The 23,808-nt window shown below is 71.2% G+C and carries 18 protein-coding genes; 13 read left to right on the top strand and 5 right to left on the bottom strand.

Going from position 1 to position 23,808, the window contains the following annotated elements; translation table 11 throughout:
- The first annotated feature begins 102 nt into the window (after positions 1–102).
- From Dfulv_RS33975 to Dfulv_RS33965, 3 genes are read left to right on the top strand one after another with little or no spacing between them, the layout of a single operon-like run.
- Positions 103–1,404 carry an extracellular solute-binding protein gene (locus Dfulv_RS33975; protein ID WP_259857904.1) on the top strand — a complete coding sequence of 434 codons (1,302 nt, stop codon included), beginning with the start codon at positions 103–105 and terminating at the stop codon, positions 1,402–1,404.
- A gap of 28 nt (positions 1,405–1,432) precedes the next feature.
- Positions 1,433–2,368 carry a carbohydrate ABC transporter permease gene (locus Dfulv_RS33970; RefSeq protein WP_259857903.1) on the top strand — a complete coding sequence of 312 codons (936 nt, stop codon included), beginning with the start codon at positions 1,433–1,435 and terminating at the stop codon, positions 2,366–2,368.
- Entirely contained in the window at positions 2,365–3,189 is an 825-nt protein-coding gene (locus Dfulv_RS33965; protein WP_259857902.1) for a carbohydrate ABC transporter permease, read from the top strand. Before Dfulv_RS33970 ends, Dfulv_RS33965 begins: the two co-directional genes overlap by 4 nt.
- A 17-nt stretch (positions 3,190–3,206) precedes the next feature.
- Here the strand turns inward: Dfulv_RS33965 and Dfulv_RS33960 are convergent, their stop codons facing one another.
- The gene (locus tag Dfulv_RS33960) at positions 3,207–3,962 is read right to left on the bottom strand and encodes a GntR family transcriptional regulator (protein WP_259857901.1); all 756 of its coding nucleotides are present in this window, start codon (positions 3,960–3,962) and stop codon (positions 3,207–3,209) included.
- Between the two features lie 217 nt (positions 3,963–4,179).
- Here Dfulv_RS33960 and Dfulv_RS33955 point away from each other — a divergent pair, with 217 nt between their 5' ends.
- From Dfulv_RS33955 to Dfulv_RS33925, 7 genes are read left to right on the top strand one after another with little or no spacing between them, the layout of a single operon-like run.
- Positions 4,180–5,028 carry a cupin domain-containing protein gene (locus Dfulv_RS33955; RefSeq protein ID WP_259857900.1) on the top strand — a complete coding sequence of 283 codons (849 nt, stop codon included), beginning with the start codon at positions 4,180–4,182 and terminating at the stop codon, positions 5,026–5,028.
- Entirely contained in the window at positions 5,021–5,986 is a 966-nt protein-coding gene (locus Dfulv_RS33950) for an ROK family protein (RefSeq protein WP_259857899.1), read from the top strand. Before Dfulv_RS33955 ends, Dfulv_RS33950 begins: the two co-directional genes overlap by 8 nt.
- Positions 5,987–6,039: 53 nt before the next feature.
- On the top strand, positions 6,040–6,432 hold the full coding sequence (locus tag Dfulv_RS33945; RefSeq protein WP_259857898.1) for a hypothetical protein: 393 nt from the start codon (positions 6,040–6,042) through the stop codon (positions 6,430–6,432).
- Between the two features lie 31 nt (positions 6,433–6,463).
- Positions 6,464–6,892 carry a DJ-1/PfpI family protein gene (locus tag Dfulv_RS33940; protein WP_259857897.1) on the top strand — a complete coding sequence of 143 codons (429 nt, stop codon included), beginning with the start codon at positions 6,464–6,466 and terminating at the stop codon, positions 6,890–6,892.
- 34 nt (positions 6,893–6,926) lie between these two features.
- Positions 6,927–7,967 (top strand): phosphotriesterase family protein, encoded by a 1,041-nt coding sequence (locus Dfulv_RS33935; protein ID WP_259857896.1) that lies wholly within the window; start codon positions 6,927–6,929, stop codon positions 7,965–7,967.
- A gap of 11 nt (positions 7,968–7,978) precedes the next feature.
- Positions 7,979–8,644, top strand: a complete 666-nt coding sequence (locus Dfulv_RS33930; protein WP_259857895.1) for a type 1 glutamine amidotransferase domain-containing protein — start codon at positions 7,979–7,981, stop codon at positions 8,642–8,644.
- On the top strand, positions 8,641–9,381 hold the full coding sequence (locus Dfulv_RS33925; protein ID WP_259857894.1) for an SDR family NAD(P)-dependent oxidoreductase: 741 nt from the start codon (positions 8,641–8,643) through the stop codon (positions 9,379–9,381). Before Dfulv_RS33930 ends, Dfulv_RS33925 begins: the two co-directional genes overlap by 4 nt.
- 99 nt (positions 9,382–9,480) lie before the next feature.
- On the opposite strand, the gene Dfulv_RS33920 is transcribed toward Dfulv_RS33925, so the two are convergent.
- Positions 9,481–11,454, bottom strand: a complete 1,974-nt coding sequence (locus tag Dfulv_RS33920; RefSeq protein ID WP_259857893.1) for a serine hydrolase domain-containing protein — start codon at positions 11,452–11,454, stop codon at positions 9,481–9,483.
- Between the two features lie 163 nt (positions 11,455–11,617).
- On the opposite strand from Dfulv_RS33920, the gene Dfulv_RS48445 reads away from it, so the two are divergent.
- The 3 genes from Dfulv_RS48445 to Dfulv_RS33905 all read left to right on the top strand — a co-directional run bounded on the left by Dfulv_RS48445 (position 11,618) and on the right by Dfulv_RS33905 (position 15,823).
- The gene (locus Dfulv_RS48445; RefSeq protein WP_264675826.1) at positions 11,618–13,837 is read left to right on the top strand and encodes a sensor histidine kinase; all 2,220 of its coding nucleotides are present in this window, start codon (positions 11,618–11,620) and stop codon (positions 13,835–13,837) included.
- A complete protein-coding gene (locus Dfulv_RS33910; RefSeq protein ID WP_259857892.1) occupies positions 13,813–14,487 on the top strand; it encodes a response regulator in 675 nt (224 codons plus the stop codon). The genes Dfulv_RS48445 and Dfulv_RS33910 overlap by 25 nt, the downstream gene beginning before the upstream one ends.
- A gap of 106 nt (positions 14,488–14,593) precedes the next feature.
- Complete coding sequence (locus tag Dfulv_RS33905; RefSeq protein ID WP_259857891.1) at positions 14,594–15,823, top strand: alpha/beta fold hydrolase; 1,230 nt, start codon at positions 14,594–14,596, stop codon at positions 15,821–15,823.
- Between the two features lie 99 nt (positions 15,824–15,922).
- Here the strand turns inward: Dfulv_RS33905 and Dfulv_RS33900 are convergent, their stop codons facing one another.
- From Dfulv_RS33900 to Dfulv_RS33890, 3 genes are read right to left on the bottom strand one after another with little or no spacing between them, the layout of a single operon-like run.
- Complete coding sequence (locus tag Dfulv_RS33900) at positions 15,923–17,146, bottom strand: 3-deoxy-7-phosphoheptulonate synthase class II (protein WP_406567850.1); 1,224 nt, start codon at positions 17,144–17,146, stop codon at positions 15,923–15,925.
- The gene (gene lat, locus Dfulv_RS33895) at positions 17,133–18,524 is read right to left on the bottom strand and encodes an L-lysine 6-transaminase (RefSeq protein WP_259857890.1); all 1,392 of its coding nucleotides are present in this window, start codon (positions 18,522–18,524) and stop codon (positions 17,133–17,135) included. Before lat ends, Dfulv_RS33900 begins: the two co-directional genes overlap by 14 nt.
- A gap of 2 nt (positions 18,525–18,526) precedes the next feature.
- Positions 18,527–23,770 carry a non-ribosomal peptide synthetase gene (locus tag Dfulv_RS33890; protein WP_259857889.1) on the bottom strand — a complete coding sequence of 1,748 codons (5,244 nt, stop codon included), beginning with the start codon at positions 23,768–23,770 and terminating at the stop codon, positions 18,527–18,529.
- Between the last annotated feature and the right edge of the window lie 38 nt (positions 23,771–23,808).

Below are 23,808 nucleotides of genomic sequence, written 5' to 3'. Positions count from 1 at the left end.
CCTATAGGGCTGTCTGACAGCCGGGCAGGTTGACAAGTCATCCGGAGGCACCGCGTACCCCGCGCTTAGCAGGTGTTCGGTCCCCAGTAGAGGAGAGCATGGATGCGTGCATGGAATATTTGGCGCGGCCGTGTCGCCGTTGCCATTGGGCTGGCGGGGGCACTCGCCCTCGCGGCCTGCGGTGGGGCGAATGACTCGAGCGGAACCGACTCGGGCGAGATCAAGGGAGCGATCGACTTCTGGATGGGCGACCCCATCGGGGACACCCAGCAGCCGATCATGCAGAAGCTGGCGGACGACTACGCCGCAGCACGTCCAGGGACCAAGGTGAACCTCCGCTTCCTCGGAAAGGACGCACACCAGACGTACCTGACCTCGATCGCCGGCGGCAGCGTTCCCTGTGTCGCGCTCATCGGCAACACCTGGACCCCCGAATTCGCGGCACTCAATGCTCTCGAGGTGTACGCGGACGACCCCAAGACGCTCCAGGGCACCTACGTGCCCGGCATGATCGACTCGACCATCTTCAAGGGCAAGTCGTACGCGGTTCCCTACGACACCGGTGTCCGCGCCCTGATCTACCGCAAGGACCTGCTCGAGTCGATCGGCAAGTCCTCGGCACCCGCCACCTGGGAGGAGCTGCGCGAGGTTGCCCTGGCCATTCAGGCGAAGCACAAAGGCGTCAACGGGTTCGGAATCATCGGTGGCGCCCACTGGTACTACCTGCCGCTGATCTGGAACTGGGGCGGGGATATCGCCAAGCAGAGTGGTGACAAGTGGGTTTCCGAGGCCGCATCACCGCAGGCCGTCCAGGCGTTCCAGTTCTACGCCGATCTGCTGACCAAGGATCGCCTGTCGCCCGCGGGCGCCTCCGCCTGGACCGCGGCCGACGTCGACAAGTCGTTCGGCTTGGGCGAGACGGCGATGATGGTCGGCGGGTCGTGGGACTTGCGGACCATCCTCAAGCAGAACCCCGCTCTGGAGAGCAAGCTGGCCACGGCCGTCCTTCCCAAGGGCCCGGGTGGGAACAACGACACGTTCGCGGGCGGCAGCAACCTCGCCGTGTTCCGCGAGTGCAAGAACAAGACGGTGGCGAACGACTTCGTGAAGTTCATGATGAGCAAGGAAAACCTCGTGCCGGTCACCGCGAACCTGGGTCTGCTCCCGGCGACGAACGACGCGCTGGCGCAGGAGAAGTCCACCGGATCCTTCTCTTCCCCGCTGCTCAAGGCGTACGCCGAGCAGGCTGACCACACCCGTTCCATTCCCCCGGTGGCCAGTTGGGGCAAGGTGGAGGGAGCCAACGCCATCGTGAACGCCATGCAGTCGATCATGAGCGGCAAGAAGACTGCGGATGCCGCCATGAAGGAGCTCTCGGACCAGATGAACCAGGCCATTGGTTGAGAATGTGAAGACCAGTTTCCGTCGCGCAGTGTCCTCGGTCACCCCGGGGGCACTCCGCGCGCGGCGCTTGCGGCGCGAGCAGAACAGCTTTGAGAAGAAAATCCTGCCGTGGACCTTTCTGACGCCGCTGCTCGCCGTGGTCGTCGGTGTTGTCGGATATCCGGTGGTGCGGACCATCTGGCTGTCGTTCCACGAGGGTGAGTACCTGCAGAACGGGCCGTTCGTCGGGCTGCAGAACTACCGCGACATCTTCGCCAACCCGTACTACACCGCCGCCCTCCTGCGCACGACATTGTTCGCGGTCGCGGTGGTCGCCACCACGATCCTTTTGAGCCTGGCAATCGCCCTGGTCCTTGACGCCGCACCCCGTGCGGCCAAGGTGCTCAGTGTCATCGTTCTGCTCCCGTGGGCCATGCCGCGGGTCGCGTCGGGCATCGTTTGGAAGTGGATGTTCGACGACCAGTACGGCGTGGTCAACTGGCTGCTGGTCAACTGGTTCGGAATCGAATCCTTCAGCGGCTTCTCCTGGTTCCGCACGGGTACGCCGGCCATGGTGGCCATCACGGTCGCTGTCGTCTGGCACTCGGTTCCCTTCGTGGCGGTTTCGTTGTTCGCCGGGCTACGAGGCACCCACGGTGAAGTGGTGGAGGCGGCACGGGTCGACGGCGCCAACGGCTGGCAGATCCTGCGACACATCCGGCTGCCCATGATCCGTCCGCTGCTCGTCGTGATGACCACGATCTCGACCATCTGGGCGTATCAGTCCTTCGACCATTTCCTTGTGATGACCACACCACCTGGCGGCCCGAACCACTCGACCGAGGTGCTGTCCCTGCTGACCTGGCTCGAGGCCTTCGCGCAGCTCAACCAGGGCTCCGCTGCGGCCATGGCCGTGGTCCTGTTCCTCATGCTGGCCGCGGTGAGCGTGCTGTACGTCCGGCTGAACCGGGAGGACGCTCGATGACGTCACTGTTGCGCCGTGGTGCGCTGTACCTTCTGATCGCCGTGATCGTGCTGACCAGCCTTTTTCCGTTCTTCTGGATGCTGGTCACGTCGATCAAGCCCGACAGCGAGCTGTTCACCCGCACCCCTCGTTTCATCGTCACGTCACCGACCGTGGAGCGATACACGCACCTGCTCGACGGCAACATCCCCACCCAGTTCCGGAACTCCCTCATCGTTGCCGTGGCGACTACGGTCCTGACCGGCTTCATCGCCCTGTTGGCGGGCTATGCCTTGGCCCGCTACCGGCTGCGGACCCGGCACATTCTCACGGTCGTCATCCTCGTCACGCAGTTGCTCCCGCAGACCATCCTCGTCATCCCGTTGTTCACGCTGTTCCGCAACGCCGGCATGCTCAACACATTCCAAGGGCTGACCTTGAGTCACCTGGCCCTGACCGTGGGCCTGTGCACTTTCATGCTGCGATCGTTTGTCGTCGAGATCCCGTACGAACTCGAAGAGGCCGCTCTGGTCGACGGGGCGGGTCGGCTGCGAACCGTATGGTCGATCGTGTTTCCACTGGCCTGGCCAGGGTTGGCCGCGAGTTCCGTCTACGCATTCATTACGTCGTGGAACGAACTCATGTTCTCGGCGACGTATATGCAGCGGCCCGAGATCGAAACGCTCCCCGTCGCCCTGCAGCAGTACTTCTCCAGCTACTACACGGACTGGGGAGGAGTGATGGCAGCGAGCGCGATCTTCACCATCCCCGTGGTGATCTTCTTCCTCCTCGTGCAAAAGAGGCTGATGCAGGGAATGGCATCGGGTGCGATGAAGGGCTGACGGTCGACGGCGCCGCCCTAGAACCGGAACAGCGACGCTTGGAACCGGTAGGCGTCCCCGCGATACAGCTGGAGGCCCACGTCAAAGCACTGGTCGTGCTGGTCGAAGGTCTTCTGATAACCGACCAGCACCGGATCGCCGGGCTCGAGTCCGAGCAGCTTGGCCTCCGTTGCCTTGACCGCCTCCGCCGCGAGCTCGTAGTCGCACCGGCTGGCGGCAATGTCATACCGGTCGCGCAGCACGTCGTAGAGCGACTGGCCGGTGAAGTCGATGTCCTCGATGCCTGGAACCCGTGAGGCATCGAGGCACGAGTGGTCGACGCTGAGCGGCGACCCGTCCAGGAACCTGACCCGGCGCAGGTCGACCACGGGCTGGGACGTGTCGATTCCCAGGACCTCCGCTTCGGCCAGTGTGGGCTGGCGAACCGTGGTCCCCATGACCCGGGACGACGCTTCCATGCCGCGCTCACGTGCGACCTCGCTGAGCCCTCGCAGCCGGTTGGGCTCGTGCACGAGCCGGTTTTCGGCAACGAACCAGCCGCGCTGCGGTGAGGGCATGATTCGTCCGGCGTCGGCCAGGGCGCTGAGCACCTGTCGCAGCGTCGAACGACTGACCCCGAGCTCGGCGGCCAAGGTGCGCTCACCGGGCAACCGGGTGCCGGCCGGGAACTGCCCCAAGGTCAACGCTTCCTGGAGGACGCGGTAGGCCTCGACCGCGTTGTTGCGGCCCTCTACGCGGGCCGGGGAGACCTTGAGGTCGAGTGCCTTCACCACGGCTGCCCTCCTTGGTTCGTTCCTGTGCGCTGCGGTCCGCGCCGGCCGCGATGCATCCTAGCGCCAGGCCATCCGCTCTCGTGAAGTCGCTTGTCGCGCAGGCGGAGTCGATTGACACGGTCGGCTCGATCCATCAGACTGGTCCAGTATTTAGACCAGTTAGCTTCACGTGCTTGGCTGGATTCAACGCGAGAGCGTCCGACCCCGAGAAGGCGACATGACAGACGAAACCACCCGCGAGCCGGAAGTCCTTCGATACCAAGACATCGAGCGGCGCACCTGGGGTGACGAGACCACCGGACGGCTGTGCGACTGGTTCTACGCTGACGACGCAACGATGAACCTCAACATCGTCGGCATGCCGCCGAACGGTTCCGCGATCTCCTCGCCCGCCAACCCCACCGTGTTCGGTGCGGACGAGCTCTTCTACGTGCTCGAGGGCCGCATGGTCCAGAGTAACCCGGTCACCGGCGAGGTCTTTGTCGTCAACCCTGGTGAGGCCATCTTCTTCCGCAAGGACACCTGGCACTACCAGTGGAACCACAGCAACGAGCAGCTGCGGATGCTCGAGTTCTTCCAGCCGGCTCCCAAGTCCGGAACGGGCGGCGCTTACGCTCGCGCCCAGCCGCCGCTTGAGGGTCCGCCGAAGCAGGGCCAGGACGAGCTGCTCGGCAACTGGCCGATGGCCCGTGACACCCCGCGCGAGCGGACCACCTGGATGATCCGGGAGGCCGACATCCTCTGGCGCATGGAAGGCGCCATCCGGGGCCGCGAGATCCTCGTGGGAATCCTGGCCAGCACGGAACACCTCACCGCTGGGAAGATGTCGTTCCTGGGCGGTCAGCGCAGTGGCGTGTACAGCCACGGCGCGGACAAGGTGGTCTTCGTGGAGTCGGGCAACCTGCACGTCGAGTTCTCCGGCACGAAGAAGTGGGTCGAGCTGAACCCCTGGGACGGTGTGCGAATCCCGGCCGGCACGGAACACTCGTTCTACAACATGAGCCACGAGCCCGCCTCGGGCATCTTCTCGGTGGCCGGCGAGTATCGGCCGGGCTGCGTTGGCTAATGCCGCGGTCGACGGCGGTCACGACACCCTCGTGGCCGCCGTCGACTGGGGTGGGACCTGGATCAGGGTGGCCGCCGTGTCGGGCGGCAGGCTCGTGCGCAAGGACCGGCGCGCCAAGCCGCAGAGCCTGGCGGACCAGTACGTCACCGTCGCGGACATGGTCCTGGGCATCACCTCACACCTCGGCCGGCCTGCCGCGGCGGTGGGCGTAGGACTCGCAGGCGTGGTCCAGGAAGGCATCGTCGGCACCGCCCTCAACCTCGGTTTCACCGACGGGACCGACGTCGCGGCCGCGCTGCGTCCGCACCTGCCACTGCCCACCTACCTGCTCAACGACGTCCAGGCCCAAGCACTGGGCGTGGCGGCGCGCTGGCCGCACGGGACGACCGCCGTCCTGACCATGGGTACCGGCGTCGGCGGAGCGGTGATCAGGGACGGCCTGCTGGACCCCGGACTCGGGGGAGCCGGCGACTTCGGCCACGTGGTGATCGATGTCGACGGCCCGCGCTGCCCGTGTGGCGGCACTGGTTGCCTGGAGCAGTTGGTCTCCGGACGGATCCTGGCCGAAGCCGCGAACGCACTCGCAGAGGCAGGGCTGAGCCCCTTGCTCGCTGCGCGCGCCCGGACTGGACGCGTCCTGCACGCCGGGGACCTTCAAGACGCCGCCCGGGACGGCGACAGCCGGGCGGCCGAGATACTCGACCGATCCGCGGTCGTATTGTCCGCCGGCATGCGCACGATCGTCGCGACGCTTGATCCGCACCGCATCGTCCTGGCCGGTGCGAAGCTGGCCCCGGACACGTGGTTCGGTCAAGCGGTGCGAACGCACTGGGATCGCACCCGGCCGCACTGGGCCCGAACGGAGCTGCACCACGTGGGGGAGGACGAGGACTCGGCGCTTCTTGGGGCCGCGTCGCACGCGCTCAACAAGTTCACCGCGGCCCAGTCCGGCTCCTGACCCAACGCGTCCGAACCGTAGCCTCGCACCCGGACGAGCTGCGCCGGCGTGCGGTGCGGTTCTACCGGGAGTCCGACGCCAAACCGGTGATCAAGCGACTGGCCGAACAACTCGGTGTGCACCCCGAAGCGCTGCGTGACCGCTTCGGGGTCGAACCCGTCCTTCGGGTCCTGAATATCGCTCCGTCGACCTACTGCGGTTGGCTGGCCCGCGAGGCCGCTCCGGCCCGCGGGCTGCTGTCGGAGATCGTCAACCCTCCGCGTTGTCGGGGGAACCTCACACTGACTGATCTCCTGGCCGTGGCCGCACCCGGGCAACGTGAGCAGGCCCAGGCCGGAGGCCACGGTCACCACGGTGATGACGACTCCTCAGCCGTTACTGCGGTTCATGGCGGACCTTCCCAACCGATCAGTCGTGTGAAACACTGCAACTGGTTCATGTATTAGACCAGTTCCCTGAGAGGCCAGGTCACTCCTCATGACTTTGTCCAATCGTTCGATCGTTGTCCTCGCCTTTGACGGCTACCAGGAGCTCGAGTTCTGGTACCCAGTCCTGCGCGCCAGGGAGGAGGGGGCGGAGGTCAAGATCGTCGGTCCGGGGGAGGGCCCGTGTGAGAGTCACTTGGGATACCCGATTCTTGGGGACACGGCCTCAGACGCGGTCGTGTCCGAGACGGTGGATGCACTGGTAGTGCCGGGGACCGTTGTCGGTCGCCCGGCGGTCAGCGACGAGCAGGTGTCTCTTCTCAGGCGGTTGCACGCTGCGGAGGTGCCCATTTTTGCGAGCGGCTCCGGTGCTCACCTGGTTCGGGAGCTCGTCCTCGACGTCGATCCCGACCGTGTCGCGGTGGACGCTGATGCCCTTCCGTCCCTGTTCGCCCGGCTGCGCACCGAGCTGGCCGGCTGAGCCGCCGTTCGTCGAGGTCAAAGGAGAGTTCGTCATGCAGATCTTCCGAACCGTGCTGGGTGACATCCCGGCCGAGGAGACCGGTCGCATCCTTACCCACGAGCACCTGCTCTACGGGTATCCAGGGGCCGAGCTGGACCACCGGACCGTATTCGACCACCCCGCCGCCGTCGAGCGGGTCAGCGGCCAGGTCATCAATGGCATGCTCCCCAACGGGTACAAGACCCTCATCGACATGACCCCGGCGGAGGTCGGCCGTCACCCGCAGTTCATGGTGGACGTCGCCGAGCGCACCGGCCTCAACGTCGTGGCGATCACCGGGTTCTTCCCGGAGCGCATGGGCGTGCCCTACTACTGGCGTCGGCAGACCATCGAGGAGCTCACGGAGTTCTTCGTGCGGGACCTGACCGAGGGCATGGTGTTCGCGTGGCAGCAGACGCCGTACAAGGCCGGCGCCATCAAGATCGCCACCGGTCAGGAAAGCGTCTTCCCCAAGCCGAGCCCGGTGGGTGCGTACGGTCGCCACGTCCACGAGGTGGAGGACCGCCTGATCCGGGCCGCCGGCCGGGCGGCCATGGAGGTCGGCTGCGGCATCAACACGCACATCGACCCGATGGACTTCGAGGTCACCAACCCCGGACGCGAGCAGCTCGAGATCCTCGACGAGGTCGGCATGGACCTGTCAAAGGTGATCATCGGCCACGCCTTCGTGCCACCTCAGGTCAACATGATGCGCGAGGTCCTCAAGATGGGCGCGAACGTCCAGCTCGACCACATCGGCATTCCCTGGCGCATCGGTAGCGCGGAAGAGCTGGACGAGGCGATGGCCAATGCCCTCGTGGAGCTCATCGAGGACGGCTACTTGGATCGCATCGTCCTGTCGTTCGATCGGTGGTTCTTCAACCCCCGTGCGACGGTCACCGATTCCGACCCACAGCTGGAGAACGAGAAGGTCGACCTCAACTACATGTTCACCAGCTGGGTTCCGCGCTTGAAGTCCAAGGGCGTCACCGACGAACAGCTCGACCAGATCATGATTCACAACCCCCGACGCATCTTCTCGATCGCGGTCTGACGGAGGACTGGATGGAACTGCAGAAGGCTCGAGTCGCTGTCCTTGCCGAGAACCTGTACCAGGAGCTGGAGCTGTGGTACCCGGTCCTGCGGCTGCGTGAGGCCGGTGTGAAGGTCACGATCGTAGGCTCCCGCGCGGGGGAGGTGTACGCCAGCAAGCTGGGCTACCCGGCTGTGGCCGAAGTCGGCATCGCGGATGTCTCGCCGGACGACTTCGACGCGGTGATCGTGCCGGGCGGCTTCTCGCCCGAGTATCTGCGCCGGGAGCCGGCCTTTGTCGAGTTCGTCCGCGCCCTGGACGGCCGTGGCGCCCCGGTCGCGGCGATCTGCCACGCGGGGTGGCTGCTGGCGACCGCGGACATCGTGAAGGGGCGTGCCGTCACGTCGGTCCCTGTCATCAAGGACGATGTGATTCACGCCGGTGGCGACTGGCGCAACGAGGCCGTCGTCGTCGACGGCAACCTCATCACGTCGCAGCTGCCGAACGACCTGCCCCAGTTTCTCGGGCGGATCCTCGACGCCCTGGCCGACAGCACCAAGGAGGGCGGTGAGGTCCCGGCCGTCGTCCGTGACGCCACGCCGAGCTCGGCGGTGTACAGCGCGGCTGCCGTGGTGAAGAACCGCGCGGCCGGGCCGGGATCGGCCAACTACCGGGCGTACGCGGTGGCGGGCGCGTGACCTGCGCGCTGGTCGCGGGCGGCGCCACCGGGATCGGACGGGCGACGGTGCGGGCTCTGCGCGCCGCCGGCACCGACGTCTACCTGGCCGACCTGAATGACGCGGCCGCCCGGGAGGTGGCGGCGCAGGAGGCTCCGGGGCGGATCGTCGTGGGGCATCACGACCTGGCCGACCGGCACGCGCCGGAGGCCGCCGTGGCCGCGGCCCTGCAGGCATTCGGGCGGCTCGACCACGTCGTCGTGACGGCCGGCCTGCACGTCGTTGCCCCCTTGGAGTCCTTCCAGTTCGAGGCCTGGGAGGCGACGATGGCGGTGAACGTGCGAGCCCCGTACCTGCTTGCGCAGGCGGCCATGGCGGCGCTGGCGGACACCCGCGGGAGCATCGTGTTCACGGGCTCGACCGCGGCTCACCGCGGCAGCCGCGGCACTTTTGCGTATGCCGCGTCCAAGGGTGCGCTCATCAGCCTGACCCGATCATTGGCGGTCGAGCTCGCGGGCAGCGGAATTCGCGTCAACAGCGTGTGTCCGGGGTGGATCGACACCCCATTCAACGACCCGTACTGGAAGGCCCAGGCTGACACGGAGGCAGCCGTGGACAGCGTTGTCGCGCGGGTGCCGTTGGGCCGGCAGGGCGATCCGGAGGAGGTGGCCGCCCTCATCGTGCACCTGCTGAGTCCGGCCTCGGCATACATCACGGGACAGTCTGTGGTCATCGATGGCGGCCTTCTCTCCGCCTGAGCATCCGGTGGGCAAGCTCCCGGCCGCGTTTCGAGCGGCCGGGCTGCTCGCCTTCTTCGTCTTTGGCCTGCCCGACGGCCAACGCGGGCTGGATCTGCGTCACAGCGGGTCGACGCCCATGATCGACAACGCTCCGTAGGACCAGCCGACCGTCACGACGGCGAGGACGGCCGCGACGACGAGACTGAAGCCGACGCGCCGAGCGGGATGCCACCAGCGCCGAGTCCAGGCGAATACCGCGAGCGCGGCCGAGACGCCGCCCAGCGCGCCGGCGGTGGCCAAGAACACCGCCACGAGGGACAGCAGCGGCGAGCGGCCCATGGCCACCTCCTCGAATCCCCGGTCGTCGAGGAGGCCGAGCAAAGCTCCGACGGCGGCGGCGACGGCAGCGGTTGCCGTCCACAGCAGCCATGACGGCCACCGCGGGCGGCCGCGCTCCCGCTCTCGCCGGCGCAACCGGGCAACGGCGCCGAACGCGGGCATGAGCGTCAGGGCGAGTAGGCACACCACAACTCCGGCGGCCAGCGCTGCCCGGTGCAAGGCGGGGGAGTTGCCGGCAGCCAGGCGTTCGTAGGCCTCGGACGGCTCGCGCTCGGCCGCGAGGCCGGTGACCCGGCCGTGCTCGTCGCTGAGGAACGCGATGCGGTCGCGGCCGTGCTCGTCCTGGAACAGGGCGGGGCCGATGGGTTGGAAGCGCCGGGTGTCCAGAGCCGGATCGGGCGAGGGTGCGCCGGTGACGGTCAGCGTGCCGTCCTCATTCGCGGTCACCTCGATGGCGGCGAACAGCGCCTGGATGCGGGTGAAATCGGCGTGTGCGGTGCGCGTGGTGCGGTACCAGCCGGCGAAGCGGTCCGTGGACCCGTCCGCCCGCCTCGGTTCGGCGGGCCGGGGCCCGACGACGGCATCGAGAAAACCGTCAGCGAGGTCCTGCCCGGCGAGCCGGGCGCCGCCCTCGGTGCCGAGGCCGTTGTAGACGACGTACAGGCCGATCCCGCGCTCCGGCAGGAGGACCACCTTGCCGTGGAAGCCGGTGGTGGTGCCGTCCTTGAGCAGCACCCGATCGGTGCCGTGCCGGTGGTCCTCCCACCCGTACCCGAGACCGGACAGCCGCTCGTCCAGGGCCAGATGGCGCCGCTGCAGGTCGGCCGTGGCGTCGGGGCCGAGGACCCGTGCGTCGCCGAGCGTGCCGCGGCCCAGCTGGGCGAGCATGAAGCGGGTCATGTCGGCCGCGGTGGTGACGGGGCCGGACCCGGCCGGGGCCATCGGCCCGTAGCGGGCGCGGGCCGGAACCTGGCCGGAAGCGTCGGCGCGGTAGCCGGTCGCCCGCCGGTCCGCGAGGTCGTCCGGGGTCGGCTGGGCAAAGCTGGTGCTTGTCATGCCCAACGGCTGCAGGAGATGGCGCCGCATGGACGCGTCGAACGGCTCGCCCGACACCTCCTCGACGATGTGGCCGGCCAGCGCGAAGCCGTAGTTGTCGTAGCTGGGCAGCTCGCCCGGCGGCCGGACCCGCCGGGGCTGGTGGCCGGCCAGCCAGCGGCCCAACGCCGGCCCGTCGGCGGACTCGGCGGCGATGCCGACGCCCTGGGTGTCGAAGCCCGAGGTGTGCGTGAGCAGGTGCGTCATGGTGACGGGTCGTCCGGGGAACGTGTCGGCGATGCGCACGTCGGTCAGGTACCGGTTGACGTCGGCGTCGAGGTCCAGGCGGCCCTGCTCGGCGAGCTGCAGCACGGCGGTCGCGGTGAACGTCTTGGCGATCGAGCCCAGCTCCACCACCGTGCGCTGCGGGTCGAAGGGCGTGCCGGTCCGCATGTCGGCGACGCCGTACCCGGCGGTCAGCACTGTCCGGCCGCCGGCGACGACGCTGACCGCCGCACCGGGGATGTGCAGCCGGGCCAGCTGGCCGGGCAGCAGGGCGTCGAGGTACTGCCGCGTCCGGGCGGCGTCGAGCCGTCCGCCGTCGTCAAGCAGGCTCGCCGCGGGCGCGGGCGGCGGCTCGGCGGCGGCGGGGCGGGGCACGGCGGCGAGCGGCGCGGCGAAGGCCAGCGCCAGGCAGGCACGTAGCAGGCGATGCATCGGAGTCCTCTCGGATGGGTCGCCGTCACCGTATGAGCGCCGCGCGCCGGGATCGTCAGGCTGCGGTGCGGTCTTCGGGACGCCTGACCCCGCCGCACGGCGGGGACGGACCTGCGACGCCGGACCGGTTTCCGGCGCCGGGGCACCACGTAGCCTCTATGCCGTGGAGCTCGACAGGCCGGCCCGGCCGGCGGTGGCGGTGCCGCTCGGGCTGCTGGTGCTGCAGGTGCTGTGGTGGCCCCTGGTGCCGTGGTGGTCCGGCCAGGAGGTGCCGCAGCCGGCTCGGCTGCTGCCGGTCGCGGTGGTCTGCGCGGTCGTGGGCGGTGCGTTGGCGTACCGCCGGCGCGCGCCCGAGGTGGTGCTGGCCGCGACGGTCGTTGTCACGACGCTGGGCTGGCCCGTCGCCGTCGATGCCCCCGCCGGCCCGGTCGCGGTTGCGGTCGCGCTCTACTCGCTCAGCGTGCGGCGCACCGCGGGGGTCGCGGTGATCGGCGCGCTCGCCGTGGCAGCGGCGGCCGGTGTGGTGGCCGCCGCACGCGGTGGGTCGGTCCGCGACGTGGCCGGTGTGGCCCTGGTCGTCGGGGCCGTCGCGGCCGGGGTGTGGGCGGTCGGCCGCCGCCGCCGACGCGGCCTGGCCGATCGCCGGGCCGCGGCCGCGGCCCGCGCCGCCACAGCGACGCTGCCGGCGTTCGCGGCGGCGGCGGAACGCCGGCGGCTCGCGGCGGACCTGCACGACGTCGTGGCACACCGGCTGACCGGGATCGTGGTGTCCGCGGCCGCGGCGCGGCGACTGGCCGATCGGAGGCTGCGGGCCGAGGCACTGGCGCACGCCGAGGCGGCGGGCGGGCAGGCCCTCGCCGAGCTGGACGACATCGCGGCGGCGCAGATGGCCGACCCGACGCTGGAGGACGTCCGGCGCCTGTGTGCCGAGCGGCCCGGCACCGTGCTGCGCTGCACCGTCGCCGACGTGCCGGCACCGGTGGCGGCGCTGGCCCACCGGGTGGTCCGGGAGGCGCTGACCAACGCGGCGCGGTACGCCGCCGGGGCACGGCTCGAGGTCGAGATCAACGAGGGCGTGGGCGACGTGCGGGTGGTCGTCGATGACGACGGCGGCGCCGCAGCGAGTCGTGACGTGGGCGCCGGTCAGGGTCTCGCCGGCCTGCGGGCGCTCGTCGAGGCGGCGGGTGGCCGCTTCGACGCCGGGCCGCGCGTCGGCGGCGGGTGGCGGGTCCGGGCGGAGCTGCCCCTGCCCGAGGACGCCGCGGCAGGCGGCTGGCCGGCGCACCGGGCCGGTGCCGCCGCCCGGGACCGCGCCATGGCGGTGCTGGCGTTCGGATTGTCTGCCGGCCTCGTGCTGCTGCCGGGCCCCGACGACGTGGACCTCCTCGCCCGGCCCGGGCCGGCCGGCGGGCTGTTGGCGCTGTTGGTGCTGCACGCCTTGCCGCTGGCGGGGCGGCGGCTCGCGCCGGCGGCAGCGCTGGCTGCGGCCTGTGCGGTTTCAGCCGCGCTGACGGGATGCACCAGCGCCGGGTGGATTCCGCTCGACCCGGCCGAGGCGTTTCTGTGGACCTGGTGGGTCGAGGTGGCGCTGGTGTACGCGGTCGGCGCGCACCGTGCCGGGCGCGGCTGGCCCGCGCCGCTGGCGGTCGCGGCGCTCGGCGGCGCGGCGCTCGCCACCGGCCACGGCATCACCGGGCCCCGCCCGGCCGCCGCCGCAGTGTTCGCCGCGATCCTGGCGGTGCTGCTCGGGCCGGTGTGGGCGGCCGGACGGCTGGCCCGTGTGCGCCGGCTCCACCGGGGCCGGCGGGCCGAGATGCGCCGGCGCGATACGGCCGTCGCCGCGGATTCGGCGGCGCACCACGAACGACGACGGATCGTCTCGGGTCTGCAGGCCCGCGTGCGGCGGCAGGTGGTGGCGGTGCTCGAGGCGCGGCGTCGTGGTGACCTGGAGGCCGTGCATCGCGAGGCCCGCGACGGCCTGCACGCGCTGCGGCACCTGGTCACCGTCGTGGAGCCGTCGGAGCCGCCGCCGGGCCTGCTCGGCATCCGCGCCGTCGCCGCCGCGCACCGCTCGACTGTCCGCGTGCTCGGAGTACCACATCATCTTCCGGACGCGGTCGCACTTACGGCGCAGGAGGCGGTCGCCGCCCTGCTGACCGACGGGTCGGCCGTGACCATGAGCTACCTGCCTGACGCGCTCAAGGTGACGGTGCGGCGGCCGCTGGTCGGTGACCGCGGTCGCCGCTCAGTGCTGATGAGGGCCGTCGGCGCCGACGGGGGCGTCGCGCGGGCCAGGCGGCTGGTCGACGCGGGCGGAGGCGCGGTGTCGGTGGACGGGCGGAGCGGTACGGTGCGGGTATGGCTGCCGTTGACGCTGCGCTGATCCGGGTGCTGGTCGCCGACGACCAGAGTATTGTGCGAGCCGGAATCGCCGCCATCCTGGACGCCGAGGCCGACATGACGGTCGTCGGCCAGGCCGCCGACGGCGCCGAAGCTCTTGCGCTCATCGCCGCCACCGCGCCCGACGTGGCCGTGCTCGACATCCGCATGCCACGCGTCGACGGCCTGGCCGCTGCCGCCGAGGTCAGCAGCCGGCATCCGCGCACCCGTGTCGTCGTGCTCACCACCTTCGGCCTGGACGAGTACGTCTTCGCCGCCCTGCGCGCCGGCGCCGCCGGTTTCCTGCTCAAGGATGCCGATCCGGAGCGGGTCGTCGACGCGGTCCGGGTCGTCGCCGCCGGCGAGGCGCTGCTCGACCCGGGTATCACCGGCCGGCTCATCCAGCACTTCGCAACAGGACCGGGCCCGGGCGCCGCGCAGCGGCTGGAGCGGCTCACGCCTCGCGAGACTCAGGTCCTCACACGCGTGGCGCGGGGGCTGTCCAACGCGGAGATCGCAGCCGACCTCGGCATCAGCCCTGCCACGGTCAAGGACCACGTCGCGGTGGTCCTGGGCAAGCTCGCCGTCCGCGACCGGGTCCAGGCGACCATCGCTGCGTACGAGACCGGCCTGGTCCGCCCGGGGGTGGCCTGAGCGCGGCCCGGGGAGCCCGACCCCCGCCGCGCGGCGGGGTCTCGGCCGGTGAAGACCGTGCTGCCTGACGACGCTCGGCGGCCGTCCGGCGGCCAACCTGGATGGCGTGCCGTTCTTCGTCCGCCGGATCGCCGGTGTCCTGCTCGCCCTTCTCGTCATTGCGCTGCCGCCGGTCGCCGCGCTGGCCGTCGTGTTCGCCACCGCGGCCGTCACCGACTCGCCGCCGCTGTTCCTCGGCGCGGGCGCGCTCACGCTCGCAGGGTCCGCCTACGGGCTGTCGCGCGCCGCCACGGTGCTCCTGCTTCCGGCGCGGTCCCGGACCTGGGTGGCTGCGCTTGCCGCCGTCGCCTGGCTCGGCCTTGCAGCGGCCGCCGTGTTGCCTGCCGGGCCGCACCCGGCGGCGGGCGCCGCGCCTGCGGGGGTGCGGTTCTGGTCGCTGTCGACCGGCTCAGACATCGCCTATGTCCACGCCACCGCGACCGCGGGCGTGCATCGCGGGCCGGTGGTGTTTCTGCACGGCGGCCCCGGTACGCCGGGCGAAGGCCTTCCGGCGGTGACGGGGGCCCTGACCGAGGCGGGGTTCGACGTGTACGTCTACGACCAACTGGGCGCGGGTCGGTCCACCCGGCTGCAGGACGTGACCGGGTATACCGTCGCGCGGCACGTTGCCGACCTCGAGGCAATCCGCGCCCTGCTCGGCGTCGACCGGATGATCCTCGTCGGCCAGTCGTGGGGCGCCTCGCTCGCCGCCCAGTATCTGGCCCAGCACCCGGCCAACGTGCGCGCGGTCGTGTTCACCGGACCGGGCCCCATCTGGCCGGGCGCCGACCCGGGCGGCGACACCGGCGATCCGTGGGCGCGCATGAGCCCGTCACAACGTGAGCAGCGCGAGGAACTGCTGTCGAGCCCTCGCGTCGTCGTGCAGGCGCTGCTGCAGCAGGCGAACCCCAACGCCGCCCACGCGTTCATGGGCGACGACGAGGCCGACGAACTCCTGCACCGCGTGGCCGTGCTGGGCAAGGACACCACCGGCTGCCCGGGCAGCCAGCCGGCCCGCGTGCACGACAACCACCAAGGCTTCTACAGCAACCAGCTCACCGTCGCCGACTTCGCCCACATCCCCGACCCGCGCCCGGCACTGCGGACGGTTCACGTGCCCGCCTTGATCCTCCGTGGCGAGTGCGACTTCGTCCCGCCGGAGACGGCCGAGGAATACCGCCGCACCCTACCCGGGGCGCAGCTCGTCGCGGTGCGGGGCGCGGGCCACGCCATCGCGGCCAACCAGCCCGAACGGTACCGCGAGTCGCTCGTCGCTTTCCTCGACGCCCTCGAGTGAGGGTGACGTCGAACAGGCCGTTCGGGTGCTTCGGCGTGCTAAGGGGTACGAGTCGCCTGCGAGGCGGTGGCGGTGGACGTTCATTGCCATAGGGAACCGTCAGGACCGCAGGATGCGGGCGATACGGACGGCCAGCTCCATGGCCTGGCGGTGGTTGAGCCGCGGGTCGCACGCGGTGCTGTAGCAGGCGCGCAGGTCGTGGTCGGACACATGGAGGGCACCGCCCTGGCACTCGGTGACCGGCTCGCCGGTGAGCTCCAGGTGGATGCCGCCCGGGTAGGTGCCCAACTCCCGGTGTACCGCGAAGAAGGATCGCACCTCGGCGAGGATGCGGTCGAAGTGGCGGGTCTTGTAACCGGTGGTGGACTCGTGGGTGTTGCCGTGCATCGCGTCGCACTGCCACACCACCTGATGGCCGGACGCCTCGACCTTCTCCACGATGCCGGGCAGCACCTTCTCGACCTGGTCGTGGCCGAGGCGGGTGATCAGCGTGACGCGTCCCGGCTCGTGGTCCGGGTCCAGCCGCTCGAGGTACTCGACGACCTCCTCCGGGGTCGCGGTCGGGCCGAGCTTGATGCCGATCGGGTTGGCCATCAGCGCGGCGAACGCGATGTGCGCCCCGTCCAGCTGGCGAGTCCGCTCGCCGATCCACAGGAAGTGCGACGACAGGTTGTACAGCCGGCCGCCGGGTCCGGCCGGGCGGAGCATCGTGCGCTCGTAGTCGAGCAGCAGGCACTCGTGGCTGGTGAAGATCTCCGCGATCCCGCAGCGGTGCAGCCGCCGGATGAAGCGCATCGCCGCGCCCGAGTTGGCGTACGCGCGAAGCATCCGGTCGGGGTCCGGCACGCGCAGCCGCGGATCGGGCGTCGCCGAGTTGACGATGTCGCCGCGGTACACCGGCAGGCCGTGCGTGTCGGTCGCTTTGGAGCGCGGCTTGGCGAACTGGCCGGCGATCCGGCCGACCTTGACGACCGGTAGCCGGGCGGCGTGGCCGAGGACGGCGGACATCCGCAGCAAGGTCCGGAGGTTGGCGCCGAGGTGCGCCGGGGTGTTGGACGCGAACGTCTCGGCACAGTCGCCGCCCTGCACCAGGAAGGCCCTGCCGCGTGCCACGGCCGCGAGGCGCCGCCGCAGCCGGTCGACCTCCGACGGCAGGGTGATCGGCGGCGCGGACAACAGGCTGTCGCGCACGCCGGCCACGGCCTGCGGGTCGGGCCACACCGGTTGCTGTGCCGCCGGCCGGGTCAGGGCGTCGTCGATCCGCTGCAGCGCCTCCGGCGACAGCGGCGGTGACGCGGATGGGCCGAGGTCAGTCACCGACACCGGACTCCACCTCCGGACAGAGGTCGCGGAGCACACTCAGGGCCGCGTCGACATCGTCGGCGGTGACCGACAGCGGCGGGCGGAAGCGCAGGGTGCGCTCGCCGCAGCCGAGGAACAGCGCACCGTGCCGCTGCCAGGCGAGCGAGACCAGGTGGTCGCGCCGCCGCCGGTCGGTGACGTCGACGGCGCACAGCAGGCCGCGGCCACGGGGCGCGGACAGCAGGCCCGGCCACCGCTCGGCGCAGGCGCGGAGACCGGCGAGGAAGCGCTCGCCCATCGCGGCGGCGTTGTCGAGCAACCGGTCGTGCTCGTAGATCTCCAGGATGCGGGTGGCGCGCAGCATGTCGAGGATGTTGCCGCCCCAGGTGGAGCTGAGGCGTCCGGGCAGGACGAAGGCGTTGTCCGGCAGGTCGCGCACCCGGCGGCCGCCCATGACCCCGCACACCTGTGTCTTCTTGCCGAACGCGACCAGGTCGGGCGCCAGCCCCAGCGCCCGGTACGCCCAGGGATGCCCGGTGACGCCCGCGCCGGTCTGCACCTCGTCGAGGACGAACAGGGCGTCGTGGCGCTCGCACAGCTCCTGCAACGCCCGCAGGAACGGTGCCCGCAGGTGCCGGTCGCCGCCTTCGCACTGGATCGGCTCGGCCAGCACGCAGGCGATCTCGTCGGGGTGACGGGCGAAGGCCGCCTCGGCGGCGGCGACGGCGGCCTGCTCCTCGGTGGTGAGGCCGGGCGTGTCCCAGTCCTGCATACGGTCGACCGCCGGGCTCGGGATCCGGGGCCAGTCGAACTGCGGGAAGGCCCAGGTGTGCTTGGCCCCGGTGTTCGTGACCGACATCGTGTAGCCGGACCGGCCGTGGAACGCGTGCTGCAGGTGCAGCACGCGCCAGCCGCGGGTGGCGATCCCGCGCTCGGCGTTGCGCCGGGTCTTGTAGTCGAACGCGACCTTGAGTGCGTTTTCGACGGCGAGGGCGCCGCCGTCGATGAAGAACAGGTACGGCATCTCCGGGTCGCCCAGCACCCGCAGGAACGTCTCGACGAACCGGGCCTGGATCAGCGTCGCGAAGTCGGGGTTGGACGGCTTGCCGCGTGCGGCGGCGAGCACCTCGGCGTCGAACCGGGGGTCGGCCACCAGCCCGGGATGGTTGTGCCCCAGGGGCGAGGAGCCGTAGTAGCCCATCATGTCCAGGTGCGGCCGACCGGTCCGCAGATCGACCAGCCAGCAGCCGGTGCTGCGCTCGAGGTCGACGATGAGGTCGAGGAAGTCGGCGGTGACGTGGCGGCGCAGGACCGCCAGGGCGCGGTCGCCGTCGCGTGCCTGCTGGGCGTCGGGTGCCGGAATGGTGTCCCGGCCGGGCAGGGTGACTTTGGTGGACATGGTCAACCTTTCTGCGTCCGCGGTTCCGGCTCCCGGTCGCGGGGTGCCGCCCCGGCGTCCAGGAGGCCCGCCACGTCGTCGTCGGTGAGCCCGACGAGGGCCGTGGCCAGCTGTGTGCAGTCGTGGCCGGTCTCGGGATCGGCGGCGAGGGCGGCGCTGACCTCGGCGACCGTCGGCAGCGTGAGCATCGTGCGCAGGGATACGTCCACGCCGAACGCCTCCGCGATCCGCGCGGCCAGGCGGGACCCGGTGATCGAGTCGCCGCCCAGGTGGAAGAAGTTGTCGGTGATGCCGACCCGGTCCACGCCGAGCACCTCGGCATAGATCATGGCGAGGACCTCGTCCAGCGGAGTCGGCTCGCGGTCGGCGCCGGTGTCGCCGGTTGCCGGGCGCCCGGCCAGCTCGGCCAGCGCCCGGCGGTCGATCTTGCCGTTGCCGGTGAGCGGCAGTGCGTCCAGGATCCGGACGTCCATGGGCACCATGTAACCGGGCAGGAGCTGCCGCAGGTGGTCGGTCAGCCGCTGCGGCTCGGGTGCCGGCCGGTGCGGGTGCCCGGCCGCGAAGGCGGTCAGGTGCCGCCGGCCGTTCGCGTCCCGCGGTGCCACGACCACCGCGCGCTGCACCTGGTCGCATCGTTGCAGTGCCGCCTCGACCTCACCCAGCTCGATCCGGTACCCCTGGACCTTCACCTGCGCGTCGTCGCGGCCGAGGATCTCGATGTCCCCGTCGGGCAGGTAGCGGCCGATGTCGCCGGTGGCGTAGACGCGCTCGCCGGTGCCGGGCAGCCGGAAGAACTTCTCCCGGGTCAGCCGCTCGTCGCGCCAGTAGCCCTGGGCCAGCCCGACCTCGCTGCTCACGTACATCTCGCCGGGCACCCACACCGGGCGGTGCTCGAGGCGCTGGTCCAGGATGTGGTAGCGCTGGTTCGTGGTCGGCCGCCCGTAGGGGATGCTCGCCCAGCCGGGATCGACCGCGCCGATCGGGTGGATGATCGACCAGTTGATCGTCTCGGTGGGCCCGCCGCAGCTGTACACGCGCACGTCCGGGGCGACCGCGCGCAGCCGGTCGGGCAGGTCCAGCGGGATCCAGTCGCCGGCCAGCACCACGTGCCGCAGCGAGGCGAGCGCGTCGGAGCGCCGCGTCTCGACCCGGTCGACGGCCATCTCCATCAGTGCCGGCACCGCCGCCCAGAACGTCACCGACTCGGCCGGGACGAGCGTCGCCCAGTGGTCGGGCTCGGTCCGCCGTGCCGCGTCGGGCAGCACGGCGGCACCACCGGCGGCGAGGATGCCGAACACGTCGTAGACCGACATGTCGAAGTACAGCCCGGCGACGGCGAGGGCACGGTCGTCGGGGCCTGTGCCGAGCCGCCGGTTGATGTCGAGCACGTGGTTGACGGCGCCACGGTGGTCGACCATGACGCCCTTGGGTTCGCCGGTGGAGCCCGAGGTGTAGATGACGTAGGCCAGGTCGCCCGGCTGTTGCACGCTGTCCAGCGGCGCGTCGTCCGCGTCGTCGAAGTCGGTGCCGACGGTGAGCACCGTGACCCGCTCCGGCCAGGGGCGGGTGTCGGCGAGGGCGGGCTGGGTGAGCACGAGGTCGACCTCGCCGTTGTCGAGCAGGTAGGCCAGCCGCTCGGGCGGGACGGCCGGGTCGATCGGCAGGTAGGCGGCCCCGGCGACCAGGGTGCCGTAGACCGCGACGTACTGCTCCCAGCCCTTGTCCATGACGACCCCGACGAGCCGGCCGGGTGCGGCGCCGAGCTCTCGCAGCCGGCGCCCGACCCGGCTCGCCTCGGACCGCAGCTCGGCGAAGGAGAGCCGCCGGCCGGTGGTGATGACGGCCGGGGCGTCCGGCCGCCGGTCCGCCTGGAGGGCCAGCAGGTCGTGCAGCAGCACCTGGGGAGCCGGCCCGGCGGTGTCGTTGACCGCGGCGCGGACCTTCCACTGCTCGGCCGGCAGCAACGCGAACCGCTCGGTGTGCCGCCGCCCGTCGTCCTCGGCCAGGCGCCGCAGCAGCGTGCGGTAGGCGTCGAACATCGCCGCGATCATCCCGGGCGGGAACAGTTCCGCGAGGTAGTCCCACTTGATGTGCAGGACGTCGTCGATCTCGCGGATCTGCAGGTCGATCAGCACCTGCGGGGTCTGCGAGATGCCGTAGACCTCCCGGCCGAGCGCGGACACCTGCCGGCGGGGCGGCTGGCCGAGCAGACTGGTCACCACGATCGGCATCGCCGGGCGCAGCGGGCCGTCCTGGCGGCGGGCCAGCTCGCGCAGGACGTCGACGCCGGCGAAGTGCCGGTGCTCCAGGTCGCGCCACAGCTGCTCCTGGATGTCCCGGGCCCGCTCCTCGAACGTGCCGTCGACCTTCTCCACGGCGACGAGCACGGTGTTGGTGAAGTCCCCGACGAGCCGCTCCACGTGCGGGTGCAGGTCCATGCGGTCGAAGATCGGGAAGTTGAGCGTGAACCGCTCGTGGCCGCTCCAGGTCCGTAGCACCTCGGCGAACGCGGCGACGAGCAGGCAGTTGCGGGTGACGCCCATGGTCGAGGCCAGCCGCTGCAACCGGCCCCACTCGGCGGGCTCGACGGCGTGCTCGAACCGGCTGAACCGCACGACGCCGTCCGGCGCGGCCCGCATCGGCAGGTCGGGGGCGGCCGGCAGGGTGTCGAGCCGGGACAGCCAGTAGTCGCGGGACCGCCGGTACGCGGCGGTGTCGGCGACACGCCGGGTGCCGAGGACGTAGTCGCGGAACGTGATGTCCAGCGCCGGCAGTGTGGTGTCCGGGTCCTCGTAGAGCTCGATCAGCTCGGGGAACAGGACGCTGAAGGCGCTCCACGCATCCAGATTGAGCATGTCGAGCCCGAAGTGCAGCCGTGCGCGGCTCCCCGCGGTCGGGCCGGGCCCGTCGGCATGGCTGTCGGCGGTCGCGTCGGGCAGCAACGTCACCCGGGCGTCGAACAGCGGCCAGGTGGCGCAGTCGATGACCTGGTGCGACATCTCCTCGCGGGTCGCCAGGGCGCACCGCTCGGCCTCGCTCACCGGCAGGTGCCGCAGGTCCTGGACCGTGAGACCGTCGTCGACGGCCTCGGGCAGGACGACCTGGGTGCCGTCGGGCCGGATGACCACGCGCAGCATGTCGTGGCGGGCGACGAGGCGTCGCCAGGCCGCGCGGAACCGGTCGGCGTCGAGCCGGTCCTGCTCCCACTCGAAGTACCCGTGGGCGCCCACGTCACCGAGGTCGACCGCGTCGCCCCGGCCGATCCACAGCGCCTCCTGGTTCGGCGTCAGCGGGAAGGGCTCGTAGCGGCCCGCGGCGTCGTGCGACACCTGCGGCCACCGCGGCGTCTCGTCACCGGCGGCGCGCTTGCGCTCGACGATCCGGGCGAGCTGGGCCACGCCCGGTGCCTGGGCCAGCTCGGAGAGCTCCAGGTCTATCTGGAACCGCTCGCGCACCTCCTTGAGCAGCGCCATTCCCCGCAGCGAGTCGCCGCCGAGGTCGAGGAAGCTGTCCTGGACGCCGACGTCGTCGATGTCGAGGACCGTGGAGAACACGTCGGCCAGGACCGCCTCGGTGGCATCGCGCGGTGCGACGTACGCGGCGTCCATGTCGGGCCGGGTGCGCGGTGGCGGAGGCAGCGCGGCCCGGTCGATCTTGCCGTTGGCGGTGGTCGGCAGGTCCCCGACCACGAAGGCGGCCGGCACGCTGTGCGGGGGGAGTCGCTTGCGCAGGGCACGGCGCAGCTCGCGGACGAGCGGGGCGGCGGACGGGTCGGGCTCGACGTAGGCCACCAGGCGCTGCTCGCCCGGGGCGACCTCGTGCGCGGTGACCACGGCCTGCCGGACGCCGGGCTGCTGCCCGAGGACGCTCTCGATCTCGCCCGGCTGCAGCCGGTACCCACGGATCTTGATTTCGTTGTCCGTGCGGCCGACGACCTCCACGGTGCCGTCGGGCCAGTATCGGGCGACGTCACCGGTGCGGTACAGGACCGGGTACGGGTCCTCCTCGATCGGGTTGGGAAGGAACTTCGCGTCGTTGGCCTCGGGGCGGTTGAGGTAGCCCTCGGACAGGCTCGCGCCGGACACGAACAGCTCGCCGAGCACCCCGACGGGCACCGGGTGCAGCTGCGGGTCGAGCACGTACGTGCGGACGTTGGCGACCGGCCGCCCGACCGGGGGCATCCGGTCCCGCCGCTCGTCCTCGGTGAGGGTCCGGCCGATCGCCGTCACGTCGCAGGTCGCCACGACGGTGGCCTCGGCCGAGCCGTACACGTTGGTCACGGCGTAGGGCAGGTCGTTCGGCGGCCAGGACCGCAGTCGCTCACCGGCGATGCGCATGTTGCGCAGCGCGGCGCCGGCCGGTGGCTCCAGCGCCCACAGCCGCTCGGCCATCGCGGTCAGCAGCAGCGAGTGTGTCACCCGATGGGTGGCCAGCCAGTCGCGCAGCCGCTCGGCCGAGGCGGCCACGCCGGCGGGCGGGATGTGCACGGCCCCGCCGGCGGCCAGCACCGGCAGCGGGTCCACCTGCACCATGCCCAGGCCGGGGGAGCACAGCCAGGTGCCGCGCGCGTCAGCGTCGAGGCCGCACTCACGGGTCAGGACGTGCACGAGGTTGCGCAGCGGGCCGTGCCGCTGCAGCACCGCCTTCGGCACCCCGGTCGAGCCCGACGTGTACGAGATGTGGCAGACCGTCTGCGCGGTGACCGTGCCCCCCGGGTCCGTCGCCGGCCCCTGCGGCCAGGACCCGTCCGTGGCAGGGTGGCTCGGCCCGCCGACCGCGACCGCGGTGCAGCCGTGCGGAATCTCGAGCCGATCGGCGTACGCGCGACGCGTCACCACCGCGGCCGCGCCCGAGTCGGTGAGCATGAACGCGAGGCGGTCCGCCGGGTACTGCGGGTCCATGAGCACCACGGTCGCGCCGAGCTTGCCGACGGCGAGCTGCGCGACCAGGTGCTCCCAGCTGCGCTCCAGGCACACGCCGACCCGCGACCCGGCCGCGACGCCGAGCGTGGCGAGGTGTCCGGCCAGCCGGTTCGCGAGGTCGTCGAACTCGCCGAAGGTCAGCGTCCGACCGTCCTGCACGACGGCGACCGCGTCCGGCCGTCGCGCGGCGGCGCGGCGCATGAGATCGGGCCAGAAAGCCGGGTCGACGGTCGCGGCGGTGTCGTTCCACTCCACGACCTGGCGGCGCCGCTCGGCGCCGGTCAGGTCACGATGTCCCGTGGCCGGGGTTGACGGGTCTGGCACAGCCGTTTCCTCCTCGATCGCCGGCGGATGCGCCGTGG

This window comes from Dactylosporangium fulvum, assembly GCF_025137375.1.
Lineage (GTDB): Bacteria > Actinomycetota > Actinomycetes > Mycobacteriales > Micromonosporaceae > Dactylosporangium > Dactylosporangium fulvum.
Note: the sequence above shows the minus strand (reverse complement) of the source record. Positions and strands in the feature narration are given on the sequence as shown.